Below are 20,899 nucleotides of genomic sequence, written 5' to 3'. Positions count from 1 at the left end.
GCTGGGATCGGACGCGCTACGGGAGGAATTCATATGGCCAGCCTGGCAGGGAAGAGCTGTCTCGTGACTGCAGCCGCGCAAGGCATCGGCCGCGCCTCGGCCATCGCGCTTGCAAAGGCTGGCGCCCGCGTCGTCGCCACCGACATCAATGCCGACCTTTTGTCCGGGCTTGCCGGAGACGGCATCGAGACCCGCGTGCTCGACGTGCTGGACAGCGCCGCGGTCAACGCCGTGGCGGCTGAGACAGGGGCCGTCGACATCCTCTTCAACTGCGCCGGCGTCGTCCACAACGGCTCCATCCTGGAGTGCACGGAGGACGAGATGGATTTCGCCCTCGACCTCAATTTCAAGGCGCAGGTCCGCACCATCAAGGCGGTGCTGCCCGGCATGCTGGAGCGCGGTTCCGGCTGCATCATCAACATGGCCACCGTCGCGTCTTCCATCAAAGGCGTGCCGAACCGTTTCGCCTATTCCGCCAGCAAGGCGGCGGTCATCGGCCTCACCAAGTCCGTCGCTGCCGACTTCGTCTCGCGCGGCATCCGCTGCAACGCCATCTGCCCCGGAACCGTCGACAGCCCGTCGCTCGAAGGACGGCTCAAGGCCACCGGCGACTACGAAGCCGCCCGCAAGGCCTTCGTCGCACGCCAGCCGATGGGCCGCATCGGCACCGCCGATGAGGTCGCCGATCTCGTCGTCTACCTGGCCGGCGCCACCTTCACGACCGGTCACACCTACATCATCGACGGCGGCTGGACGGCCTGAAATGACAGACCTCGTCACCATGCGGGGCATCGACAAGGCGTTCCCGGGCGTGCGCGCGCTGAAGGGCGCCGAGTTCGACCTGCGTCCCGGTGAGGTCCACGCGCTGATGGGCGAGAACGGCGCCGGCAAGTCGACGCTGATGAAGATCCTGGCCGGCATCTACCGACAGGATGCCGGCGAGGTGCTGGTCGGCGGCCAGCCGGTCGATCTCGGCTCACCACGCGCGGCGATCGCTGCCGGTATCGGCATCATCCATCAGGAGCTGATCCTGATGCCGCACCTCACCGCCGCCCAGAACATCCTGATCGGGCGTGAACCGCGCAAGGCCGGCGGGCTCCTGCTCGACGAGGCAGCACTCAACGCCTATGCCGCCGACGTCTTCAGGAGCATGAGCCTGTCGATCGATCCGCGCACTTTGGTCGGCTCCTTCACCATCGCCAGGCAGCAGATGGTCGAGATCGCCAAGGCGCTGTCGTTTCGCTCGCGCATCCTGATCATGGACGAGCCGACGGCGGCCCTCAACGACAAGGAAGTCGGCGAGCTCTTCGCCATCATCAACCGGCTGAAAGCCGATGGCGTCGGCATCGTCTACATCTCGCACAAGATGGACGAGATCAAACGCATCGCCGACCGTGTCACGGTGATGCGCGACGGCGCCTATGTCGGCACGGTCGACGCGAAGGAAACGCCGATCTCGAAGATCATCTCGATGATGGTCGGCCGCGAGATCGACAATGAGGCGCCGGCGGCTCCCGACCTGACTTCTGCCCCTGTCGCCCTGGAAGCACGCGGCCTGACGCGCGGCAGCCAGGTGCGCGACGTCTCCTTCGCGGTCAAGGCAGGCGAAATTCTCGGTTTCGCCGGGCTGATGGGTGCCGGCCGCACCGAGGTGGCGCGGCTGATCTTCGGCGCCGACAAGGCAGATGCGGGCGAGATCCTGCTCGGCGGCAAGCGCGTCGAGATAGGCGCGCCGCAGGATGCGGTGCGCCACGGCATCGGCTACCTTTCCGAGGACCGCAAGGCGCTCGGCCTGGCGACGGGCCTTGACGTGCGCAACAACATCGCGCTCGCCAGCATTCCGCGCTTCAGCAAGCTCTTCGGCATCCTCGACGAGCAGGCCATGCATGCGGCGGCGAACGAATACATCGAGAAGCTCGCCATCAAGACGCCGTCCGACCGCCAGCCGGCGCGCCTGCTCTCGGGCGGCAACCAGCAGAAGATCGTCATCGCCAAGTGGCTGCTGCGCGATTGCAAGGTGCTGATCTTCGACGAGCCGACGCGCGGCATCGACATCGGCGCCAAGAACGAAATCTACAAGCTGCTCAACGCGCTCGCCGCCGAGGGCAAGGCCATCATCGTCATCTCGTCCGAACTGCCGGAAGTGCTGCGGCTCAGCCACCGCATCGCGGTGATGTGCGAGGGCCGGCTCACCGGCTTCCTGCCGGCGGGCGCGCCGCAGGAAGACATCATGCATCTGGCGACATTGCGCGGCGAAGTAGCGGGAGGAAACATATGAGCGACAATGTCTTCGCCGGCCTGATCGGCAAATCGCAGGGCGCCGGCGGCGCCCGCTACAAGCTGCTCGCTTTCGGCAGCCTGATCATCCTGTTCGTCGTCTTCAGCCTGGCCTCGCCCAACTTCCTGCAGACCAGCAACATCCTGGCGATCCTGCAGGCGACTTCGGTCAACGGCGTGCTGGCCATTGCCGCCACAGTCGTCATCATCACCGGTGGCATCGATCTTTCGGTCGGCACCCTGATGACCTTCTGCGCGGTCATTGCCGGCGTCGTCCTGACCTTCCTCGGCCTGCCGCTGCCGCTCGGCATTGCGGGCGCGATCCTGGCTGGTGCCGGCGCCGGTTTCGTCACCGGTAACATCGTCGCCCGGCTGCGCATCCCGCCCTTCATCGCCACGCTCGGCATGATGCTCATCCTCAAGGGACTGTCGCTGGTCATCTCCGGCACGCGGCCGATCTATTTCAACGGCACGCCCGGCTTCACCTCCATCTCGCAGGGTTCGATCGTCGGCACGGTCATCCCGGCGGTGCCGGTACCCAACGGCGTGCTGGTGCTGTTCGCGGTCGCCATCGTCATCAGCCTGGTGCTGACCCGCACAGCGCTCGGCCGTTACACCTTCGCGCTGGGTTCGAACGAAGAAGCCGTGCGCCTGTCGGGCGTCAACACTCAGGCCTGGAAGGTCGCCGTCTACACGCTGGCCGGCGCCATCTGCGGCATCGCCGGGCTGCTGATCGCCTCGCGCCTGAACTCGGCGCAGCCGGCGCTGGGCCAGGGTTATGAACTCGACGCCATCGCTGCCGTGGTCATCGGCGGCACCTCGCTGGCCGGTGGCAGCGGCACCATCCTCGGCACCCTGATCGGCGCGCTGATCATCTCGGTGCTCGCCAACGGCTTGCGCATCATGTCGGTACCCCAGGAATGGCAGACGGTGATCACCGGAACGATCATCATCCTCGCCGTCTACATCGACATGCTGCGCAACAGGAATGCGTCGTGACCCGCGACGCCAGAGCATGATCCCGAACCGAAGGTCAGCGAAGCAAAAAGTGGGAACCGGTTTTCGGAAAAGATCATGCTCCGACAAAGAGTCAGATCAGGATGGCGGTCCAATCGAGCGTCATCCTGATCTGGAGAGTTCTGGCGGCCTGAACGCCGCCAGGAACCGCACCGATGTGCGTGCCCAAAAAACGACATGAGTGAAACAACATGAGTGGAGGAACCCGAAAGTGATTACCAGACGTCTTCTGATCGGCGCCGCCGGCGCCGCCCTGTTCGCGCTCACGGCACCCGCGATGGCGCAGGACAAACCCTATGTCGCCCTGATCTCGAAGGGCTTCCAGCACCAGTTCTGGCAGGCGGTGAAAGCCGGCGCCGACAAGGCCGGCGCCGATCTCGGCGTGACCGTCACCTTCGAAGGTCCGGACACCGAGGCCCAGGTCGACCGCCAGATCGACATGCTGAGCGCCGCCATCGCCAAGAAGCCGGCCGCGATCGGTTTCGCAGCACTTGACAGCCAGGCAGCCATTCCGCTGCTCGAGCAGGCGAAGTCCGCCGGCATCCCGATCATCGCCTTCGACTCCGGCGTCGACAGCGACATCCCGGTTGCCACCGCTGCCACCGACAGCGTCGCCGCTGCCGCCCTTGCCGCCGACAAGATGGCCGAGCTGATTGGTTCGGAAGGCAAGATCGCCGTCGTCGCCCATGACCAGACCAGCCGCACCGGCATCGATCGCCGCGACGGCTTCGTCAACCGCATCAAGGAAGCCTATCCCAAGATCGAGATCGTCTCGGTGCAGTATGGCGGCGGCGATCAGTTGCAGTCGACGGAAATCACCAAGTCGATCCTGCAGGGCAACCCGGACCTGAAGGGCATCTTCGGCACCAATGAAGGCTCCGCCATCGGCGTGGTCAACGGCGCCAAGGAACTCGGCAGCAAGGTCACCATCATCGGCTTCGATTCCGGCGCGCTGCAGAAGCAGGCAATCAAGGACGGCCTGATGGCCGGCGCCATCACCCAGAACCCGGTCGGCATCGGCTACAAGACCGTTGAAGCCGCGGTGAAGGCCAGCAAGGGCGAAGCCGTCGACAAGAAGATCGATACCGGCTTCTACTGGTACGACAAGACCAACATCGACAAGCCTGAGATCGCAGCCGTTCTCTACGACTGAGACCCTTTGACCTGACTTGTGCGGGCGGCACGTCGTCGCCCGCGCGTTTTCTCACGCATTCCCACAATGGTGATCCTATGAAACTGGTGCGTTATGGCCTCAAGGGCCGCGAACTTCCGGGCCTGCTCGATAGGCAAGGCCATGTCCGGTCGCTGTCCGGCATCGTGCCGGACATCGCCGGCGACGTGCTGACGCCGGCCGGCCTCGATCGCCTGCGTGCCATCGATCCCGAGACCTTGCCGAAGGTCGATGGAACGCCCCAGACCGATATCCGCCTCGGCGCCTGCGTCGGCGGGATCGGCAAGTTCATCTGCATCGGCCTGAACTACGCCGATCACGCCGCCGAAACAGGCGCGCCGATCCCGCCGGAGCCGATCATCTTCAACAAATGGACCAGCGCCGTCGTCGGCCCCGACGATGATGTCGAGATCCCGCGCAACTCGGTCAAGACCGACTGGGAAGTCGAGCTTGGCGTGGTGATCGGCAAGCCCGGCCGCTACATCGACGAGGCGGACGCGCTCGACCATGTCGCCGGCTATTGCGTCATCAACGACGTCTCCGAGCGCGAGTTCCAGATCGAGCGTGGCGGCACCTGGGACAAGGGCAAGGGCTGCGATACGTTCGGCCCGACCGGTCCCTGGCTCGTCACCGCCGACGAGGTGCCCGATCCGCAGAATCTGAAGCTGTGGCTCTCGGTCGATGGCGTCATGCGCCAGGACGGCTCGACGAAGACCATGATCTTTTCCGTGCGCCACATCGTCAGCTATCTCAGCCGCTTCATGAGCCTGCAGTCGGGCGATATCATTTCCACCGGCACGCCGCCGGGCGTCGGCCTCGGCCAGAAGCCGCCGGTCTTCCTCAAGGCCGGGCAGGAGATGCGCCTCGGCATCGAAGGCCTGGGTGAACAGCGCCAGCGCGTCATCGACGCGGCATAGCGGCAAAAGGAACGGGTCATGGCCAAGATCATCGATATGGAAGTGCTCGATCTGCGCTTCCCAACCTCTGAACATCTCGACGGATCGGATGCGATGAATCCCGATCCGGATTATTCTGCCGCCTATGTCATCCTGAAGACCGACAGCAGGCTCGAGGGCCATGGCCTGACCTTCACCATCGGCCGCGGCAACGAGATCTGCTGCGCCGCCATCGAGGCGATGCGCCATCTCGTCGTCGGGCTCGATCTCGATTGGGTCGCGCAAGATCCGGGCCGGATGTGGCGTCATCTCACCAGCGACAGCCAGCTGCGCTGGATCGGTCCCGACAAGGGCGCCATCCACCTCGCCACCGGCGCCGTCGTCAACGCCATCTGGGACCTTCTGGCCAAGCAGGCCAACAAGCCGGTGTGGCAGCTGGTCGGCGATATGAGCGCCGAGCAGATCCTGAAGATCGTCGATTTCCGCTACCTCACCGACGTGCTCACCCCCGACGAGGCACTGGCGATCCTGCGCAAGGCAGAAGCCGGCAAGGCCGATCGGGTGGCGACGCTGAAGCGCGAGGGTTATGCCTGCTACACCACTTCGGCCGGCTGGCTCGGCTATTCCGAGGAAAAGCTGCGCCGCCTTTGCAAGGAAGCCATCGACGCCGGCTTCAACCACATCAAGATGAAGGTCGGCCGCGATCTTGAGGACGACATCAGGCGCCTGAGCATCGTGCGCGAGATCATCGGACCCGATCGTTACCTGATGATCGACGCCAACCAGGTCTGGGAAGTGCCGCAGGCGATCGACTGGCTCAGGCAGCTCGCCTTCGCCGAACCGTTCTTCATCGAGGAACCGACCAGCCCCGACGACGTCGCCGGCCATCGCAAGATCCGCGAAGCGGTCAAGCCGATCAAGGTCGCCACCGGCGAGATGTGCCAGAACCGCATCATGTTCAAGCAGTTCATCGCCGAGGGCGCCATCGACATCGTGCAGATCGATTCCTGCCGCATGGGTGGCCTGAACGAGGTGCTTGCCGTGCTGTTGATCGCGGCCAAATACAACCTGCCGGTCTGGCCGCATGCCGGCGGCGTCGGCCTGTGCGAATATGTCCAGCACCTGTCGATGATCGACTACCTCTGTGTTTCCGGCACCAAGGAAGGCCGCGTCATCGAGTATGTCGACCATCTGCACGAGCATTTCGTCGACCCCTGCGATATCCGCAACGCCGCCTACATGCCGCCGGCGCTGCCCGGCTTCTCGATCGAGATGAAGCCACAGTCGCGCAGCCAGTACCGGTTCAAGGGCTGACCCGATGGACCTGGGTCTTGCCGGAAAAGTCGTGATCGTGTCCGGGGGCGGTGCGGGCATCGGCGGCGCGATCTCGATCGGGCTGGCGGCCGAGGGGGCAATTCCGGCAATCATAAGCCGCAGCGCTCTCGGCCGCGAGTTCGAGGCTGAGCTGAGGGCACTGGCGCCGGCAGCGATGTTCGTCCGCGCGAACCTGGAATCCGATGAGGAGACCGCAGCGGCGGTCGCCCAGGTGGCGGCGTCGTTCGGCCGGATCGATGGCGTCGTCAACAATGCCGGTGTCAACGACAGTGTCGGGCTGGATGCCGGCCCGGCCGAATTCCGCAAATCGCTCGACCGCAACCTGGTCCACTACTATGCGGTGGTGCATCATGCGCTGCCCTTCCTGAAGAAGAGCCGGGGTGCGATCGTCAACATCTCGTCCAAGACTGCCGTTACCGGCCAGGGCAACACCAGCGCCTATGCGGCAGCCAAGGGGGCGCAGCTGTCGCTGACGCGCGAATGGGCGGCCGCCCTTCTGGAAGACGGCATCCGCGTCAACGCGGTCATCCCGGCGGAAGTGATGACGCCGCTCTACGCGAACTGGCTGGCGACCTTTGCCGACCCGCAGGCCAGGTTGCAGGAAATCACCGCCGCCATCCCGCTCGGCAAGCGCATGACGACCGCCGAGGAGATCGCCGCCACCGTCGTGTTCCTGCTGTCGGAGCGCGCCAGCCACACCACCGGCCAGTGGCTGTTCGTCGATGGCGGCTATACCCATCTCGACCGGGCCCTCGGCTAGATATCGCCTGCTGTCATTGTTTGTGTAAAAGGTGGATTGGCAGGCGCGAGTGCCTGATGTTGCCGGGATACTCGGGAACAGATCGGCGAAACGACCTGCACATTCGCGGTGCATCCAGGGAACCAACCATGCGTCTCAGCCAGTGCCACAACTTCCATGATTTCCGGGAGCTGGCCAGGCGGCGCCTGCCGGGGCCGATCTTCAACTACATCGACGGCGCTGCCGACGACGAGGTCACCTATCGGCGCAACACCGCTGCCTTCGAAGCCTGCGATCTGGTGCCCAATGTCCTGCGCGGCGTCACCGACATCGACCTGTCTGTCACCGTCATGGGCCAGAAGCTGGCGCTGCCGGTCTATTGCTCGCCGACGGCGCTGCAGCGCCTGTTCCACCATCAGGGCGAACGCGCGGTCGCGGCTGCCGCCGGCAAATACGGCACCATGTTCGGCGTCTCTTCGCTCGGCACCGTCAGCCTGGAAGAAGCACGCCGGATCAGCGGTGCGCCGCAGGTCTACCAGTTCTACTTCCACAAGGACCGCGGCCTGAACCGCGAGATGATGGCGCGCGCCAAGCAGGCCGGCGTCGAGGTGATGATGCTGACGGTCGACAGCATTACCGGTGGCAACCGCGAGCGCGACAAACGCACCGGCTTCGCCATCCCGTTCAGGCTCAACCTCGCCGGCATCACCCAGTTCGCGGTGAAGCCGGCCTGGGCGATCAACTATCTTACCCATGAAAGCTTCAGGCTGCCGCAGCTCGACAGCCATGTCGACATGGGCGGCGGTGTGATGTCGATCAGCCGCTATTTCACCGAGATGCTCGACCCGTCGATGACCTGGGACGACGTTGCCGAAATGGTGCGGCACTGGGGCGGACCGTTCTGCCTGAAAGGCATCATGTCGGTGGAGGATGCCCGCCGCGCCGTCGAGATCGGTTGCAGCGGCATCGTGCTCTCCAACCATGGCGGCCGCCAGCTCGACGGGTCGCGCAGCGCCTTCGACCAGCTCGCCGAGATCGTCGATGCCGTCGGCGATCGCATCGATGTCATGATGGATGGCGGCGTGCAGCGCGGCACCCATGTGCTGAAGGCGCTGTCGCTGGGCGCCAAGGCGGTCGGGCTCGGCCGCTATTATCTTTTCCCGCTTGCCGCCGCCGGCCAGGCCGGCGTCGAGCGCGCGCTGGAGCAGATGCGCATCGAGATCGAACGCGCCATGAAACTGATGGGCTGTACTTCGATAGACCAGCTCAGCCGGAAGAATTTGCGTTTCCGGTAGAAGCGCGACGTTCCCTTCTCCCCTTGTGGGAGAAGGTGGATCGGCGCGTAGCGCCGAGACGGATGAGGGGTGTTGGAAGAAACGAGATTGAGCGAAATCAAACGCCTCGCGTCGCTCGACGTCGGAAGGCTGCGCTCCGTCCAGCACCCCTCATCCGACCTCGCCTTCGGCGGCTGCGCCGCCAGGGCTCGGCCACCTTCTCCCGCAAGGGGAGAAGGGGAGATCGCTCCCCTAAACCTTCCGGCGCTTGGCGTCCCACAGCGTGATCAGCCACAGCACCAGTCCGCCGAGCGACAGGGCGCAGCCGACGTAACCCGCCGAGGGGAAGCCGTAGCCGGCGGTGATCGCCATGCCCGCGAGCCAGGGCCCGAGCGCGTTGGCGACATTGAAGGCGCTGTGGTTGGCGGCGGCGGCCAGCGTCTGGGCGTCGCGCGCCACGTCCATCAAATAGGTCTGCAGCACGATGGCAAGGCCGGGGTGCAGCCGATCAGGAAAACCACGAGCGAGATCGACCACAGCGAACCGACCGAAGAGGGGAAAGCAAACAGTGCTGCAGCACTGGCGATGATCAGCACTGTTGCCGTCGGCTTCAGCGCCTTGTCGGCGGCCCAGGCCGAGATGAGGTTGCCCAGTGTCATGCCGACGCCGAACAGGCCGATCACCAGCGGCACCACGCGCGGATCGGCTCTCGTCACTTCGAGCAATGTCGAGGCGGTATAGGAATAGACTGCGAAAAGCCCGCCGAAGCCGACGATCGCGGTCGCCAGCGTCAGCAGCACCTGACGGTTGCGGAAGGCGCCGAGTTCCCGTAGCGGGCTGGCGTCTTCGTCCGGCCGGTCGCGCGGCGCGAACAGGGCCACCATGATGAAGGTGGCCAGCGCCAGCAGGCCGGTCAAGGCGAAGCCCGCCTGCCAGCCGAAAGCCTGGCCGAGATAGGTCGCCGCAGGCACGCCGATGATCGTTGCGACAGTCAGGCCGAGCATGACACGCGCGATGGCGGTCGTGCGTTCCTTCGGGCCGACCAGCGATGCCGCGACCAGCGCGGCCACGCCGAAATAGGCGCCATGCGGCATGCCGCTCAGGAAGCGCAGCACCAGCAGCCATTCATAGTTGGGAACCAAAGCGGTGAGGCAGTTGGTGATGCCATAGGCCGCCATCAGTGCCATCAGCAGCGTGCGGCGCGGCACCCGTGCGGACAGCACGGCGATGATCGGCGCGCCGACCACGACGCCGAGCGCATAGGCGCTGATCGCATGCGCCGCTTTCGGTTCGTCGATGCCGAGCCCCGACGCGATATAGGGCAGCAGGCTCATCGCCGCGAATTCGGTCGAGCCGATGGCGAAGCCGCCGATCGCCAGCGCCAGCATCACCAGCCAGGGCCGCACGGCCGGCTCGCGTTCGACGATTGCTAGGTCTGTCTGGGACATCAGGCTGCTCCCGCGCGACGCAGCCGCGCACTGTCATGTTGCGGCGCAATATCGCCATATGCCGGCGAGGACAATAGCTGTGTCCTGCTCCAACTGGCCTGGACCATCGATCAGGCCGCGCTGCAGGCGCCGTGGATGGGACGCTGCAGGATCCGCAGCAAGCCGCGGCTATCCGCACCGCCCGGTTGCCGGGTTATCCCGAATGTTTCGAACCGCTGTTGACCTTCCCATCATGGGAACCCGTAGCGTCGCTGAAAATCATCGAGCGGCGTCGTTTCTGGCGTCGCGTATTGCGACGACGAGGGCGCTTCACATGACCGTCAGGTCGAAAATACTCCTGTTTACGGCAGCCGTGCTGAGCGGCGGTGCCTTGTTCGCCTATGTCTATTCACCGGTCGTGGATATCAGCCTGGCGAAAGCCGCCGAAACAGGCGAGGTCGCTTCCACTCCCGGACCGCAGGTTCCGGTCGCCGAAGTGGTCACGCGCGTGATGGCGCCGTGGGCTGAATTCACCGGCATGGTGGCGGCTCCGAGCACGATCGAACTCAGGCCGCGCGTCGGCGGCATGATCGAATCCGCCCATGTCCCGGAAGGCGGATTCGTCGAGCGCGGCCAGCTTCTGTTCCAGATCGATCCCCGGCCGTTTGAAGTCGCGCTGCAGAATGCCAGGGCACAACAGCAGCGCGCCGAGGTTCTGCTCGCCCAGGCGGAAACGGATTTCGGCCGTTCGCAACGGCTTGCGCCGACGGGAACGATTTCCGGCAAGACCCATGACGATGCGCTGTCCAGAAAGCGGGAACGGCAGGCTCAGGTGGAGGAAGCGAGGGCCGCGGTCGCGGCGGCGGAACTCGAGCTGTCCTATTCCCGCGTGACCGCACCGATCTCCGGGCGTGCCGACAGGGTGCTGGTGACGGAGGGCAACCTCGTCACAGGGGCATCGGGTTCGGCCGCCACGCTGCTGACCACGATCGTTTCCGTCGATCCGATGCATGTCTATTTCGACATAGACGAGGCAACCTATCTGAGTTTCCTCAGCCGGGCCCACCAGGGGGCGGCCGGTCAAAAATCCTCCTCGTTTCCGGTCGAGGTCGGCCTCGCCACCGATACCGGCTACCCGCACACCGGGACGCTCGATTTTCTGGGCAACCGCGTCGATCGAGGCACCGGCACGATTCGCGCACGGGCGGTGCTCGCCAACCCGGGCGGACTGTTGATGCCCGGGTTGTTTGCCCGCGTGAAACTCGCAACAGACGCCCCGCGGGAAACCGTGCTTGTCGATGACCAGGCCATCGGGACCGATCAGGGGCGCCGCTATGTGCTGGTGCTCGGCGCCGGCGACAAGGCCGAGTACCGGCCTGTCGGCCTAGGCGCCATGAGCGAGGGTTTGCGCATCGTCGACAGCGGCCTGAAGCCTGGTGAAACCATCATCATCAAGGGGCTTGTCAGGCCTGGCATGCAGGTGACGCCGAACCGGGTGGCGATGGTACCGGCGCAGCAGTCGGCATCCAGCCTTGACGACGGCGATGCCCGGGAGGCACGCCGATGAACCTGCCTCATTTTTTCATCAACCGCCCGATCTTCGCCATCGTGCTCTCGGCCCTGATGCTGATCGTCGGCGCGCTTGCGCTGTTTCAATTGCCGCTGAGCGAATATCCGTCCGTCACGCCGCCGACCGTGCAGGTGAGTGCGAGTTACCCCGGCGCCAATCCCGAAGTCATTGCCGAGACCGTTGCCTCTCCTCTCGAACAATCGATCAATGGTGTCGAGGGCATGCTGTACATGAGCTCGCAGGCTGCCACCGACGGCAGGATGACGCTCACCGTCACCTTCGCGCACGGGACCGACCCCGACATGGCGCAGATCCAGGTGCAGAACCGCGTGTCGCGCGCCCTGCCGCGTTTGCCGCAGGAAGTGCAGCGGATCGGTGTCGTCACGCAGAAGACGTCGCCCGATATCCTGATGGTTGTCCATCTCGTTTCGCCCGACAAGCGTTATGACCCCCTCTACATCTCCAATTTTGCCACCCTTCAGGTGCGCGACACCATTGCCAGGTTACCGGGCGTAGGCGACGTCGTGATCTGGGGGGCGGGCGAATATGCCATGCGTATCTGGCTGGATCCCGCGAAGGTCGCGGCGCGCGGCCTGACGGCGAGCGATGTCATCGCCGCCATTCGCGAGCAGAACGTCCAGGTGGCGGCGGGGTCGGTGGGCCAGCAACCGTCGCTGGCGGCGAGCTACCAGGTCACCGTCAGCACGCGGGGAAGGCTGTCCAGCGAGGAAGAGTTTGGCGAGATCGTCATCAAGACCGGCGCGGACGGCCAGACGGTGCGTCTCAAGGATGTTGCGCGGATCGGACTTGGTTCCGACGGCTATGCCCTGCGCAGCCTTCTCGACGGCGAACCGGCTGTTGCCATGCAGATCATCCAGCGTCCGGGCGCCAATGCACTGGACGTTTCCAACGCCGTTCGCACCGAGATGGAGCAACTGAAGCGCGACTTCCCGGAAGGGCTGGAATACCGGATCGCCTATGATCCCACCGTCTTCGTTCGGGCGTCCCTGGCGGCGGTCGTCGAAACCCTGCTGGAAGCGATCCTGCTGGTCGTGATCGTCGTCGTGCTGTTCCTGCAGACCTGGCGCGCTTCCATCATTCCGCTGGTGGCCGTTCCGATATCGCTGATCGGCACCCTGGCAGTGATGCATATGCTGGGCTTCTCGCTCAACACCCTGTCGCTGTTCGGACTGGTGTTGTCGATCGGTATCGTGGTCGATGATGCCATCGTCGTCGTCGAGAATGTCGAGCGCCATATCGGCCTTGGCAGGACACCCCGGCAGGCGGCGCACCAGGCGATGGACGAGGTGACCGCGCCGATCATCGCGATCACCTCGGTGCTTGCGGCGGTGTTTATCCCGTCGGCGTTTCTCTCCGGCCTCCAGGGCGAGTTCTATCGGCAGTTCGCAGTCACCATCGCCATTTCCACGGTCCTGTCGGCCATCAACTCGCTCACCCTTTCGCCTGCCCTGGCTGGATTGCTTTTGACGCCGCATCATGCCGGTGCGCGCCGAGACTGGCTCACCAGGGGCATCGACCTCCTGTTCGGGCGCTTCTTCGGTTTGTTCAACCGCTTCTTCGACCGCGCATCGAACGCCTATGTCGGCGCGGCGCGGCGTGCCATTCGCGTCAGCGGCATCCTGCTGTTGCTCTACGCGGGCCTGCTCGGCGCGACATGGATGGGCTTCCAGAGCGTTCCGACCGGTTTCGTGCCGGCCCAGGACAAGTACTACCTTGTCGGGATCGCCCAATTGCCGTCCGGAGCCTCGTTGGATCGAACCGACGCGGTCGTCAAGGAAATGTCAAAGATCGCGCTGGCTGAACCCGGCGTCGAAAGCGTCGTCGCCTTCCCTGGCCTTTCGGTGAACGGTTTCGTCAATCTCCCCAACGCCGCCGTTGTTTTCGCCATGCTCGATCCGTTCGACCAGCGCAAGGATCCATCGCTTTCCGCCAATGCCATCGCCGGCCGCCTGATGGGGAAATTCAGCCAGATACCCGATGGTTTCGTCGGCATCTTCCCGCCACCGCCGGTGCCGGGGCTCGGCACCACGGGTGGCTTCAAGCTTCAGATCGAGGATCGTTCCGGTGCCGGGCTGGAGGCACTTGCCAAGGTACAGGGCGAGGTCATGGCGAAGGCCATGACGACACCGCAGCTTGCCGGGATGATGGCGAGCTTCCAGGTCAATGCACCCCAGGTCCAGGTCGATCTCGATCGCGTCAAGGCAAAGACGCAAGGGATTCCTCTGACCGAGGTCTTCGATACGCTTCAGGTCAATCTGGGGTCGTTATACGCCAACGACTTCAACCGTTTCGGACGCACATACCGTGTCATCGTCCAGGCCGACGAGCCGTTCCGCACGCAGGTGGACGACATCGCGCAGCTGAAGGTGCGCAATGCGGCCGGCGAGATGGTCCCGCTCGCGGCCCTGGCTGCGGTCGCGACCAGTTCCGGGCCTGACCGGGTGATGCACTACAACGGTTATCCCTCCGTCGATATCACTGGAGGACCCGCCCCGGGCTATTCATCGGGGCAGGCCACGGCGGCGATCGAGCAGATCATGCGCGAGACGCTGCCCCCGGGCATGGCATTCGAATGGACCGATCTGACCTATCAGGAGAAGCAGGCCGGCAATACGGCGATGATCGTGTTTCCCCTGGCGGTGCTGCTGGCGTTCTTGATTCTCGCCGCGCAGTACAACAGCTGGTCATTGCCGTTCGCCGTTCTTCTGATTGCACCACTGGCGCTGCTGTCCGCGATCACGGGCGTCTGGCTGTTTGCAGGCGACAACAACGTCTTTACCCAGATCGCCTTTGTCGTGCTGGTCGGACTGGCGGCGAAGAACGCGATCCTGATCGTGGAGTTTGCCCATGAAGAAGAAAAGAAAGGCCATGATCCGCTGGCCGCGGTGCTGGAGGCCGCACGCCTGCGTCTGAGACCGATCCTGATGACGTCACTCGCCTTCGTCGCGGGTGTCGTGCCTCTGGTCATCGCGACGGGCGCGGGTGCCGAAATGCGCCAGGCCATGGGTGTCGCCGTGTTTGCCGGCATGCTTGGCGTCACCGTCTTCGGCCTGATCCTGACGCCGGTCTTTTATGTCGTGATCCGTCGGCTCGTGTCGAGGCGTAGCGGTCGGTTGCCGGCCGATGCGGCAATTGTCGAGGGTGGCCGGCCACCGATTTGACGGCCGAAACGCGGATGGCGCTGACGGCGGCCCAGGCGGAACAAGACCCGATCTACCAGGGCGGTATGATGCTCCCGGGCGAAGATTTTTGAAACCTGCGTTTGCATCCCGGCGTTGATCTAAACCCACAGCTGTGGGTTTGGGAGGCCACAATGGACAGGCAGCCGAATAGACCCGTGCACGTCATGTTCGACGGCAGGATCGAAGAAATCGCCACCGTCGAACGGGCGCTGCATTTCCTTCGCCGCTGGCCGGAAGACAGGCGCGGCCATGTCTACCTGTGCACCTGGAATGCCTGCAACGCCGTGTCGATTGGGCATGTGTCGGAGATCGACGCCATGCGAACCTTTATCGGCTTTGCAGAGGTCACCGGCATCTATGTGCGTGCGGAAGATGTGCCCGTCGTGGTGAGCAAGCCACGCGCGCCGCTGTTCAAGGCCGGGCGCCGGTAGCTCGTTCTGACGACCACATCAACCGGCCTGGCGAAGGTCAGGAATCGCCCGATCTTTGTCGGAACCTTCGTTTCCGTGACCGGTTAGCCTCATGCAACCGTAACCAGACGGAAGGAGAGCATCATGCTCAGGAAGATTCTCATCGCTTCGGCGTTCGCGGCCGGATTTGCCGGTTCGGCAATGGCGCAGGGTATGGGTGATCCGATGGTCAATGACCGCATCGACCCGAACCAGCCGGCGGCGACCACGGTCGAACCGCAACCGGTCTACCCCGATGCGGTCGACACGACCACCACCCAGAGCATCAACGATCAGAGCGGACCGTCCCAGGGCAACAGTGGCGCAGGTCCATGTGCCTATCAGCCCGGCTATGATGGACCGCAGCAGGGCACCGGCCCGATCGTGAACGACAATTATTGCGGCAAGTAACCTGTCGACAGACGGCCGGGGCGCGTGACGCGCCTCGGTCAGCCGCTTGCTCGCTGTCGTTATGGATCATGCCTGTGGCAGCGCATTGCCGTCCGCGTCGAACAGATGGATGCGGGCCGGATCTGCATAGACCGAAAGGCTGGCGCCCACATCGACCTGCCGCTGGCCGTTGAGCGCGACCGTCAGGGCCTGTCCGTCCGTGGTCGTGGCGTAGACCAGGGTCTGTCCGCCGAGGCTTTCAATCAGCTCCACCTTCACATCCGCCAGCTTGACGCCGTCGCCGTCGGTGATGCCGATATGCTCGGGCCGCACGCCCAGTGTCGTCGCGCCGGCTGTTACACGGGACAGCGACAGGGGCGTGCCCGCCACCTGCAGGCGCCCGTCCTTCAGTGCGGTCGAGAGCAGGTTCATTTTCGGCGAACCGATGAAACCGGCGACAAAGAGGTTGTGCGGGTTGTTGTAGAGTTCGAGCGGCGCGCCGACCTGCTCGATAATGCCTCCGCGCAGCACGACGATCTTGTCGGCCATGGTCATGGCCTCGACCTGGTCATGCGTGACATAGATCATGGTGTTGCCGAGATCGTTGTGCAGCTTCGCGATCTCGACACGCATCTGGACGCGCAGTTCGGCATCGAGGTTGGACAGCGGCTCGTCGAACAGGAAGATCCTGGGCTCGCGCACGATGGCGCGGCCGATGGCGACGCGCTGGCGTTGCCCGCCAGACAGCGCTTTCGGGCGCCGGTCGAGAAGCGGGGTGATGCGCAGGATTTCCGCGGCTTTCGCGACGCGGTGCGCGATCTCGGCTTTCGGCGTGCCGATGGTTTCCAGTCCGAAGGACAGGTTCTTGCGAACCGACATATGCGGATAGAGCGCATAGCTCTGGAATACCATGGCAATGCCGCGCTTCGACGCCGGCACCTCATTGATGCGCCGGCCATCGATCAGCAGGTCGCCGCCACTGATCCGCTCCAGCCCGGCGATCAGGCGCAGCAAGGTGGACTTGCCGCAGCCCGATGGTCCCACGAAGACCGTGAACTCGCCCGGCTCGATCGACAGGTCGACGCCGTGGATCACCTTCACGTCGCCATAGGCCTTGGTGATGTTGCGCAGCTCGATACTGGCGGCCATTGCTCCCCTCCCTAAAGCATTTTGTAGTCAAGTGGAATCACTTGGCGTTACAAAAATGCAGCGAAAACAAAAACTTAGAGCGTTTCCGTGGAAAACGGAAACGCTCTAATTGGTCACGCGGCCCGATGCTGCGGCGGAAGCCAGCTGTCATAGCGCGGGTGCTGCGTGCCGATGGGCAGTTCCACGTCCTCATGCGTGGAGGAGGAATGATAGAAGGCCGTCACAAGCTCCAGAGACCGGCGCGCGTCGGCGCTGGTGACCGGCAACGGCGCCCTGCCGAGCAGCGTCTGGTGGAAGCGGCCCATCTGTGCCTCGAACCGCGAAGGCAATGGTTTCCAGTCCTTCAGCAAGGCTTCGATCCTTGCCGCCGCGTCGGCGTTGCGCGGCTGGATCGTCCATGGCCTGGCGCCGGGGTTGTAGGGTTCGTGGTCGCTTTCGAAGGTCACGTTCTCGAACATCAGCCGCAGCCGGCTGATCTCGTCCCCGGCGCCGAGCGTCGCCGTCAAGCTGCCGAGCGCGCCATTGGCAAGTTCGACGCTGGCGGTCACGCAATCCTCGACCTCGATCGCGTTGACCCGTGTCGCAACCCGGCCGAACAGCCTTTTGACGTCACCCATCAGATAGGTGAAGAGGTCGTGCTGGTGGATGGCATGCGTCATCAGCACGCCGCCGAGCTCGGTCGCCCATCTGCCGCGCCACGGAACGGCATAATAGTCCGCGTCGCGGCGCCACAAGGTCTCGACGGTGCCGATGTAAGGCTTGCCGGCGATACCGGCGTCGATGATGGCCCTGGCCTGTTCGACGCCGTCTCCGAACCGATATTGCATGACCGGCATCAGCAGCCCCCTGGACACTTTCTCCTGGGCGATCACCGTGTCGATCTGGCTCAGCGAGCCGACCAGCGGCTTTTCGCAGATCACATGCTTGCCGGCCCTGAGGGCGGCCATCACCTGAGCCAGATGCGTTCCCGGCGGCGTGCAGATATCGATGATGTCGATATCGTCCATCTCCAGCAACGCATTGAAATCCGCGCCGCGCCGCTCGACCTGGAACGCGTCGCCGACGTCGTCGAGCCGCCCCGGATCGAGATCGCAAAGCGCCTTGACGCGGAACTTGTCGGCATTGGTGACATAGCCCTCGGCTATATGGCTTCTGCCGATACCGAGACCGACGACGGCAACGTTGAAAATCCTGCTCATTGGGCCCACTCCGTGCCGCGCTCGGCCAGTTTCTGCGCATCGAGGGCCAGCTCCATGGCCTTGAAGCAGTGTGCCTGGCTCATCGCCGTCTCGGTGCGGTTCAAGACATCGGCAATCAATTGCCGGCCATAGGGCAGCTCGACATTTGAACAATCGATCGCCTGTATCCCCTTGCTGTCGACCAGGAACATGTGATCGGTGCCCGGGCTGCCGCCGATATCGATGTATTTGCGCAATTCGATGTACCCTTCCGTGCCGAGGATGGTCAGGCGGCCGTCGCCCCAGGTCGGCAGGCCCTTCGGGGTGAACCAGTCGACCCGCACGTAACCGGTCGCCCTGGGCGATTTCAGATGCATGTCGCCGAAATCCTGCAGGCCGGGGCGATCCGGGTTGCCCCGGTTCGCCACGGTTGCCGAGGCGACTTCCGCATCCAGCGTTCCGGTGAAGAACAGGAACTGCTCGCACTGGTGGCTTCCGATATCGCACAGGATGCCGCCATAGCGCCTGCGGTCGAAGAACCAGTCCGGCCGCTGGCCATTGTGAATGGCATGCGGCCCGAGGCCGACCGTGTGGATCACCTCGCCGATGGCGCCGGCCTTGACCAGCTCACCGGCCTTGACCGTGGAACGTGTCTCGAAATGCTCGGAATAGCAGACCGAATAGATGCGACCCGTCTCGGCCTGAACGCTGCGGATCGCATCCAGCTGCGCATGGCTGATCATGCCGGGCTTGTCGCTCATGACATCCTTGCCGTGGCGCATCGCCTCGATGGCAATGCCGGCGCGCTCGTCCAGGATCGCCGCTGTCACCACCAGATGAATGGAGCGGTCCTCCAGGATGGCGGCCCTGTCGCCGACCCGCTTCACGCCGGGATATTTTGCGGAAAAGGACCTCGCCAGCTCATCTTCCGGGGAATGGAAGGCGACGAGCTCCGCACCCGCTGCGAGCAGGCAGTTCACCTGCCCGTATATGTGGCCGTGGTTGAGGCCCATGGCTGCAAATCGAATGCTCATCAGTCTACCGTTCATGAGTTGATTGTGGAGAAGTGGCTTCGGTGACCTGTCGTCACCGTTTCATGCCCGTCGTGGCGATGCCCTCGATCAGCAGGCGCTGGAACACCAGGAAGAGCAGGAAGATCGGCACCAGGCTCGCCACGCTCATGGCGAACAGGCCGCTGAAATCGCTTTCGCCGGTGGAGTCGGTGAAGGTGCGCAGGCCAAGCATGACCGTGTACTGGCGCATGTCGTTCAGGTAGATCAGCGGCCCGAAGAAATCGTCCCACGTCCAGATGAAGGTGAAGACGGCGGCCGTTGCCAGCACCGGCGTCGACAACGGCAGCATGATCTTCCAGTAGATGCGCCAGGGCGAGCAGCCGTCCATCATCGCCGCCTCGTCCAGCTCGCGCGGGATGCCGCGGAAGAACTGCACCATCAGGAAGACGAAGAAGGCATCCGCGGCGAGGAATTTCGGCACCACCAGCGGCAGGATGGTGTCGACCCAGCCCAGCTTCAGGAACAGCACATATTGCGGGATGAGCGTGACCTGATAGGGCAGCATCAACGTCACCAGCATGACGCCGAACCAGAACCGCTTGCCGAAGAATTCCAGCCGCGCGAAGGCGAAGGCGGTCAGCGAACAGGCCAGCACATTGCCGACGACGGCGAGGCCCGCGATGACGAAGGAATTCAGGAAGAAGGTTCCGAACGAGACACGCAGGCCGTTCCAGCCGCGCCAGTAGGCGCTCCAGTCGACGGACGACGGGATCAGGCCCGCCGAGCTGAAGATCTCGTCGTGCGGGCGGACCGATGCCGAGATCATCCACAGCAGCGGATAGATCATCACGAAGCAGATCGCGATCAGCGCCGCATGGATGAGCAGCGACCGCCACAGCGGGCGCCGCTCCGCCAGTTCGGCCTCGAGGGAGCCTGGGCGTGCATCAGTCGTCATAGTGCACCCAGTATCTCGAGGTGAGGAAGGAGATCGCCGTGAACAGCGAGATGATGACCAGCAGCACCCAGGCCAGCGCCGAGGCATAGCCCATGCGGAAGAAGCTGAAGGCCTCCTGGTAGAGATAGAGCGCGTAGAACAGCGTCGAATTGACCGGACCACCCAGGCCGCCGGAGATGATGAAGGCCGGCGTGAAGCTTTTGAACGCTTCGATCGTCTGGATGATCATGTTGAAGAAGACGATCGGGGTCAGCAACGGCAGCGTGATCTTCCAGAATTGCCGCCAGCCGCTCGCCCCGTCGAGACTGGCTGCCTCATACATGTCCTGCGGGATCTGCCTGAGCCCGGCGAGGAAGATGATCATCGGCGAGCCGAACTGCCAGACGCCGAGCACCACGAGGGTCCAGAGCGCGTATTTCGGGTTGGTGATCCAGCTCGGCCCATTGATGCCGAAGAAGGACCACAGCAGCTGGTTGATCAGCCCGTCGGCCGAGAAGATGGTGCGCCACAGCGTCGCGATCGCAACGCTCGCGCCGAGCAGGGACGGCAGGTAGAAAATCGCCCGGTAGAGCGTCAGCCCCTTGATGCCCTTGTTGAGCAGCATGGCCACCGCCAGCGCGAAGGCCAGCTTCAGCGGCACCGAGAACAGCACATAGAGGAAGGTCACCCGCATCGAGGCGAGGAATTTTGGATCCTCGGTCAGGATGCGCCGATAGTTCTCCAGCCCGACCCAGTCCGGCGCCGTCAGCAGATCGAACCGGGTGAAGCTGAGATAGAAGGAGTAGACGATCGGGCCGAGCGTGAAGCAGAACAGCCCGATCAGCCAGGGCGTCAGGAACAGGTAGCCCGGACCGAG

The 20,899-nt window shown here is 64.1% G+C and carries 19 protein-coding genes; 12 read left to right on the top strand and 7 right to left on the bottom strand.

Going from position 1 to position 20,899, the window contains the following annotated elements; translation table 11 throughout:
• Window positions 1-33: 33 nt before the first annotated feature.
• From C1M53_RS07790 to C1M53_RS07755, 8 genes are all read left to right on the top strand, one after another.
• On the top strand, window positions 34-762 hold the full coding sequence (locus tag C1M53_RS07790) for an SDR family oxidoreductase (RefSeq protein ID WP_129411723.1): 729 nt from the start codon (window positions 34-36) through the stop codon (window positions 760-762).
• A gap of 1 nt (window position 763) precedes the next feature.
• Complete coding sequence (locus tag C1M53_RS07785; RefSeq protein WP_129411722.1) at window positions 764-2,278, top strand: sugar ABC transporter ATP-binding protein; 1,515 nt, start codon at window positions 764-766, stop codon at window positions 2,276-2,278.
• A complete protein-coding gene (locus C1M53_RS07780; protein WP_129411721.1) occupies window positions 2,275-3,276 on the top strand; it encodes an ABC transporter permease in 1,002 nt (333 codons plus the stop codon). Before C1M53_RS07785 ends, C1M53_RS07780 begins: the two co-directional genes overlap by 4 nt.
• Before the next feature lie 229 nt (window positions 3,277-3,505).
• A complete protein-coding gene (locus C1M53_RS07775; protein ID WP_129411720.1) occupies window positions 3,506-4,447 on the top strand; it encodes an ABC transporter substrate-binding protein in 942 nt (313 codons plus the stop codon).
• A 77-nt stretch (window positions 4,448-4,524) separates the two neighbouring features.
• Entirely contained in the window at window positions 4,525-5,382 is an 858-nt protein-coding gene (locus C1M53_RS07770; protein ID WP_129411719.1) for a fumarylacetoacetate hydrolase family protein, read from the top strand.
• Between the two features lie 18 nt (window positions 5,383-5,400).
• Window positions 5,401-6,675, top strand: a complete 1,275-nt coding sequence (locus tag C1M53_RS07765) for an L-fuconate dehydratase (RefSeq protein WP_129411718.1) — start codon at window positions 5,401-5,403, stop codon at window positions 6,673-6,675.
• Window positions 6,676-6,679: 4 nt separating this feature from the next.
• Window positions 6,680-7,456, top strand: a complete 777-nt coding sequence (locus C1M53_RS07760) for an SDR family oxidoreductase (RefSeq protein ID WP_129411717.1) — start codon at window positions 6,680-6,682, stop codon at window positions 7,454-7,456.
• A gap of 128 nt (window positions 7,457-7,584) precedes the next feature.
• Window positions 7,585-8,730, top strand: a complete 1,146-nt coding sequence (locus tag C1M53_RS07755; protein WP_129411716.1) for an alpha-hydroxy acid oxidase — start codon at window positions 7,585-7,587, stop codon at window positions 8,728-8,730.
• A gap of 231 nt (window positions 8,731-8,961) precedes the next feature.
• Here C1M53_RS07755 and C1M53_RS32455 read toward each other — a convergent pair whose 3' ends face one another.
• Together C1M53_RS32455 and C1M53_RS07750 are read right to left on the bottom strand one after the other, a co-directional pair.
• Window positions 8,962-9,192, bottom strand: a complete 231-nt coding sequence (locus C1M53_RS32455) for a hypothetical protein (RefSeq protein WP_348630031.1) — start codon at window positions 9,190-9,192, stop codon at window positions 8,962-8,964.
• A complete protein-coding gene (locus tag C1M53_RS07750; RefSeq protein ID WP_348630030.1) occupies window positions 9,174-10,157 on the bottom strand; it encodes an MFS transporter in 984 nt (327 codons plus the stop codon). The genes C1M53_RS32455 and C1M53_RS07750 overlap by 19 nt, the downstream gene beginning before the upstream one ends.
• Window positions 10,158-10,470: 313 nt before the next feature.
• Here C1M53_RS07750 and C1M53_RS07745 point away from each other — a divergent pair, with 313 nt between their 5' ends.
• The 4 genes from C1M53_RS07745 (at window position 10,471) to C1M53_RS07730 (ending at window position 15,769) form a co-directional block, all read left to right on the top strand.
• On the top strand, window positions 10,471-11,703 hold the full coding sequence (locus C1M53_RS07745; RefSeq protein ID WP_129411715.1) for an efflux RND transporter periplasmic adaptor subunit: 1,233 nt from the start codon (window positions 10,471-10,473) through the stop codon (window positions 11,701-11,703).
• Entirely contained in the window at window positions 11,700-14,888 is a 3,189-nt protein-coding gene (locus C1M53_RS07740) for an efflux RND transporter permease subunit (protein WP_129411714.1), read from the top strand. Before C1M53_RS07745 ends, C1M53_RS07740 begins: the two co-directional genes overlap by 4 nt.
• 152 nt (window positions 14,889-15,040) lie before the next feature.
• On the top strand, window positions 15,041-15,340 hold the full coding sequence (locus C1M53_RS07735) for a DUF982 domain-containing protein (RefSeq protein WP_129411713.1): 300 nt from the start codon (window positions 15,041-15,043) through the stop codon (window positions 15,338-15,340).
• Window positions 15,341-15,463: 123 nt separating this feature from the next.
• Window positions 15,464-15,769 (top strand): hypothetical protein, encoded by a 306-nt coding sequence (locus C1M53_RS07730; protein ID WP_129411712.1) that lies wholly within the window; start codon window positions 15,464-15,466, stop codon window positions 15,767-15,769.
• A gap of 66 nt (window positions 15,770-15,835) precedes the next feature.
• On the opposite strand, the gene ugpC is transcribed toward C1M53_RS07730, so the two are convergent.
• The 5 genes from ugpC to C1M53_RS07705 form a co-directional block, all read right to left on the bottom strand.
• On the bottom strand, window positions 15,836-16,897 hold the full coding sequence (gene ugpC / locus C1M53_RS07725) for a sn-glycerol-3-phosphate ABC transporter ATP-binding protein UgpC (protein WP_129411711.1): 1,062 nt from the start codon (window positions 16,895-16,897) through the stop codon (window positions 15,836-15,838).
• A 113-nt stretch (window positions 16,898-17,010) separates the two neighbouring features.
• Window positions 17,011-18,096, bottom strand: a complete 1,086-nt coding sequence (locus C1M53_RS07720) for a Gfo/Idh/MocA family oxidoreductase (RefSeq protein WP_129411710.1) — start codon at window positions 18,094-18,096, stop codon at window positions 17,011-17,013.
• Window positions 18,093-19,112, bottom strand: a complete 1,020-nt coding sequence (locus C1M53_RS07715) for a Gfo/Idh/MocA family oxidoreductase (RefSeq protein ID WP_129416068.1) — start codon at window positions 19,110-19,112, stop codon at window positions 18,093-18,095. Before C1M53_RS07715 ends, C1M53_RS07720 begins: the two co-directional genes overlap by 4 nt.
• A gap of 49 nt (window positions 19,113-19,161) precedes the next feature.
• Window positions 19,162-20,043 (bottom strand): carbohydrate ABC transporter permease, encoded by an 882-nt coding sequence (locus C1M53_RS07710; protein WP_129411709.1) that lies wholly within the window; start codon window positions 20,041-20,043, stop codon window positions 19,162-19,164.
• A complete protein-coding gene (locus C1M53_RS07705; protein WP_245488574.1) occupies window positions 20,033-20,884 on the bottom strand; it encodes a sugar ABC transporter permease in 852 nt (283 codons plus the stop codon). Before C1M53_RS07705 ends, C1M53_RS07710 begins: the two co-directional genes overlap by 11 nt.
• Window positions 20,885-20,899 lie beyond the last annotated feature (15 nt).

This window comes from Mesorhizobium sp. Pch-S, assembly GCF_004136315.1.
Classification (GTDB): Bacteria; Pseudomonadota; Alphaproteobacteria; order Rhizobiales; family Rhizobiaceae; genus Mesorhizobium.
Note: the sequence above shows the minus strand (reverse complement) of the source record. Positions and strands in the feature narration are given on the sequence as shown.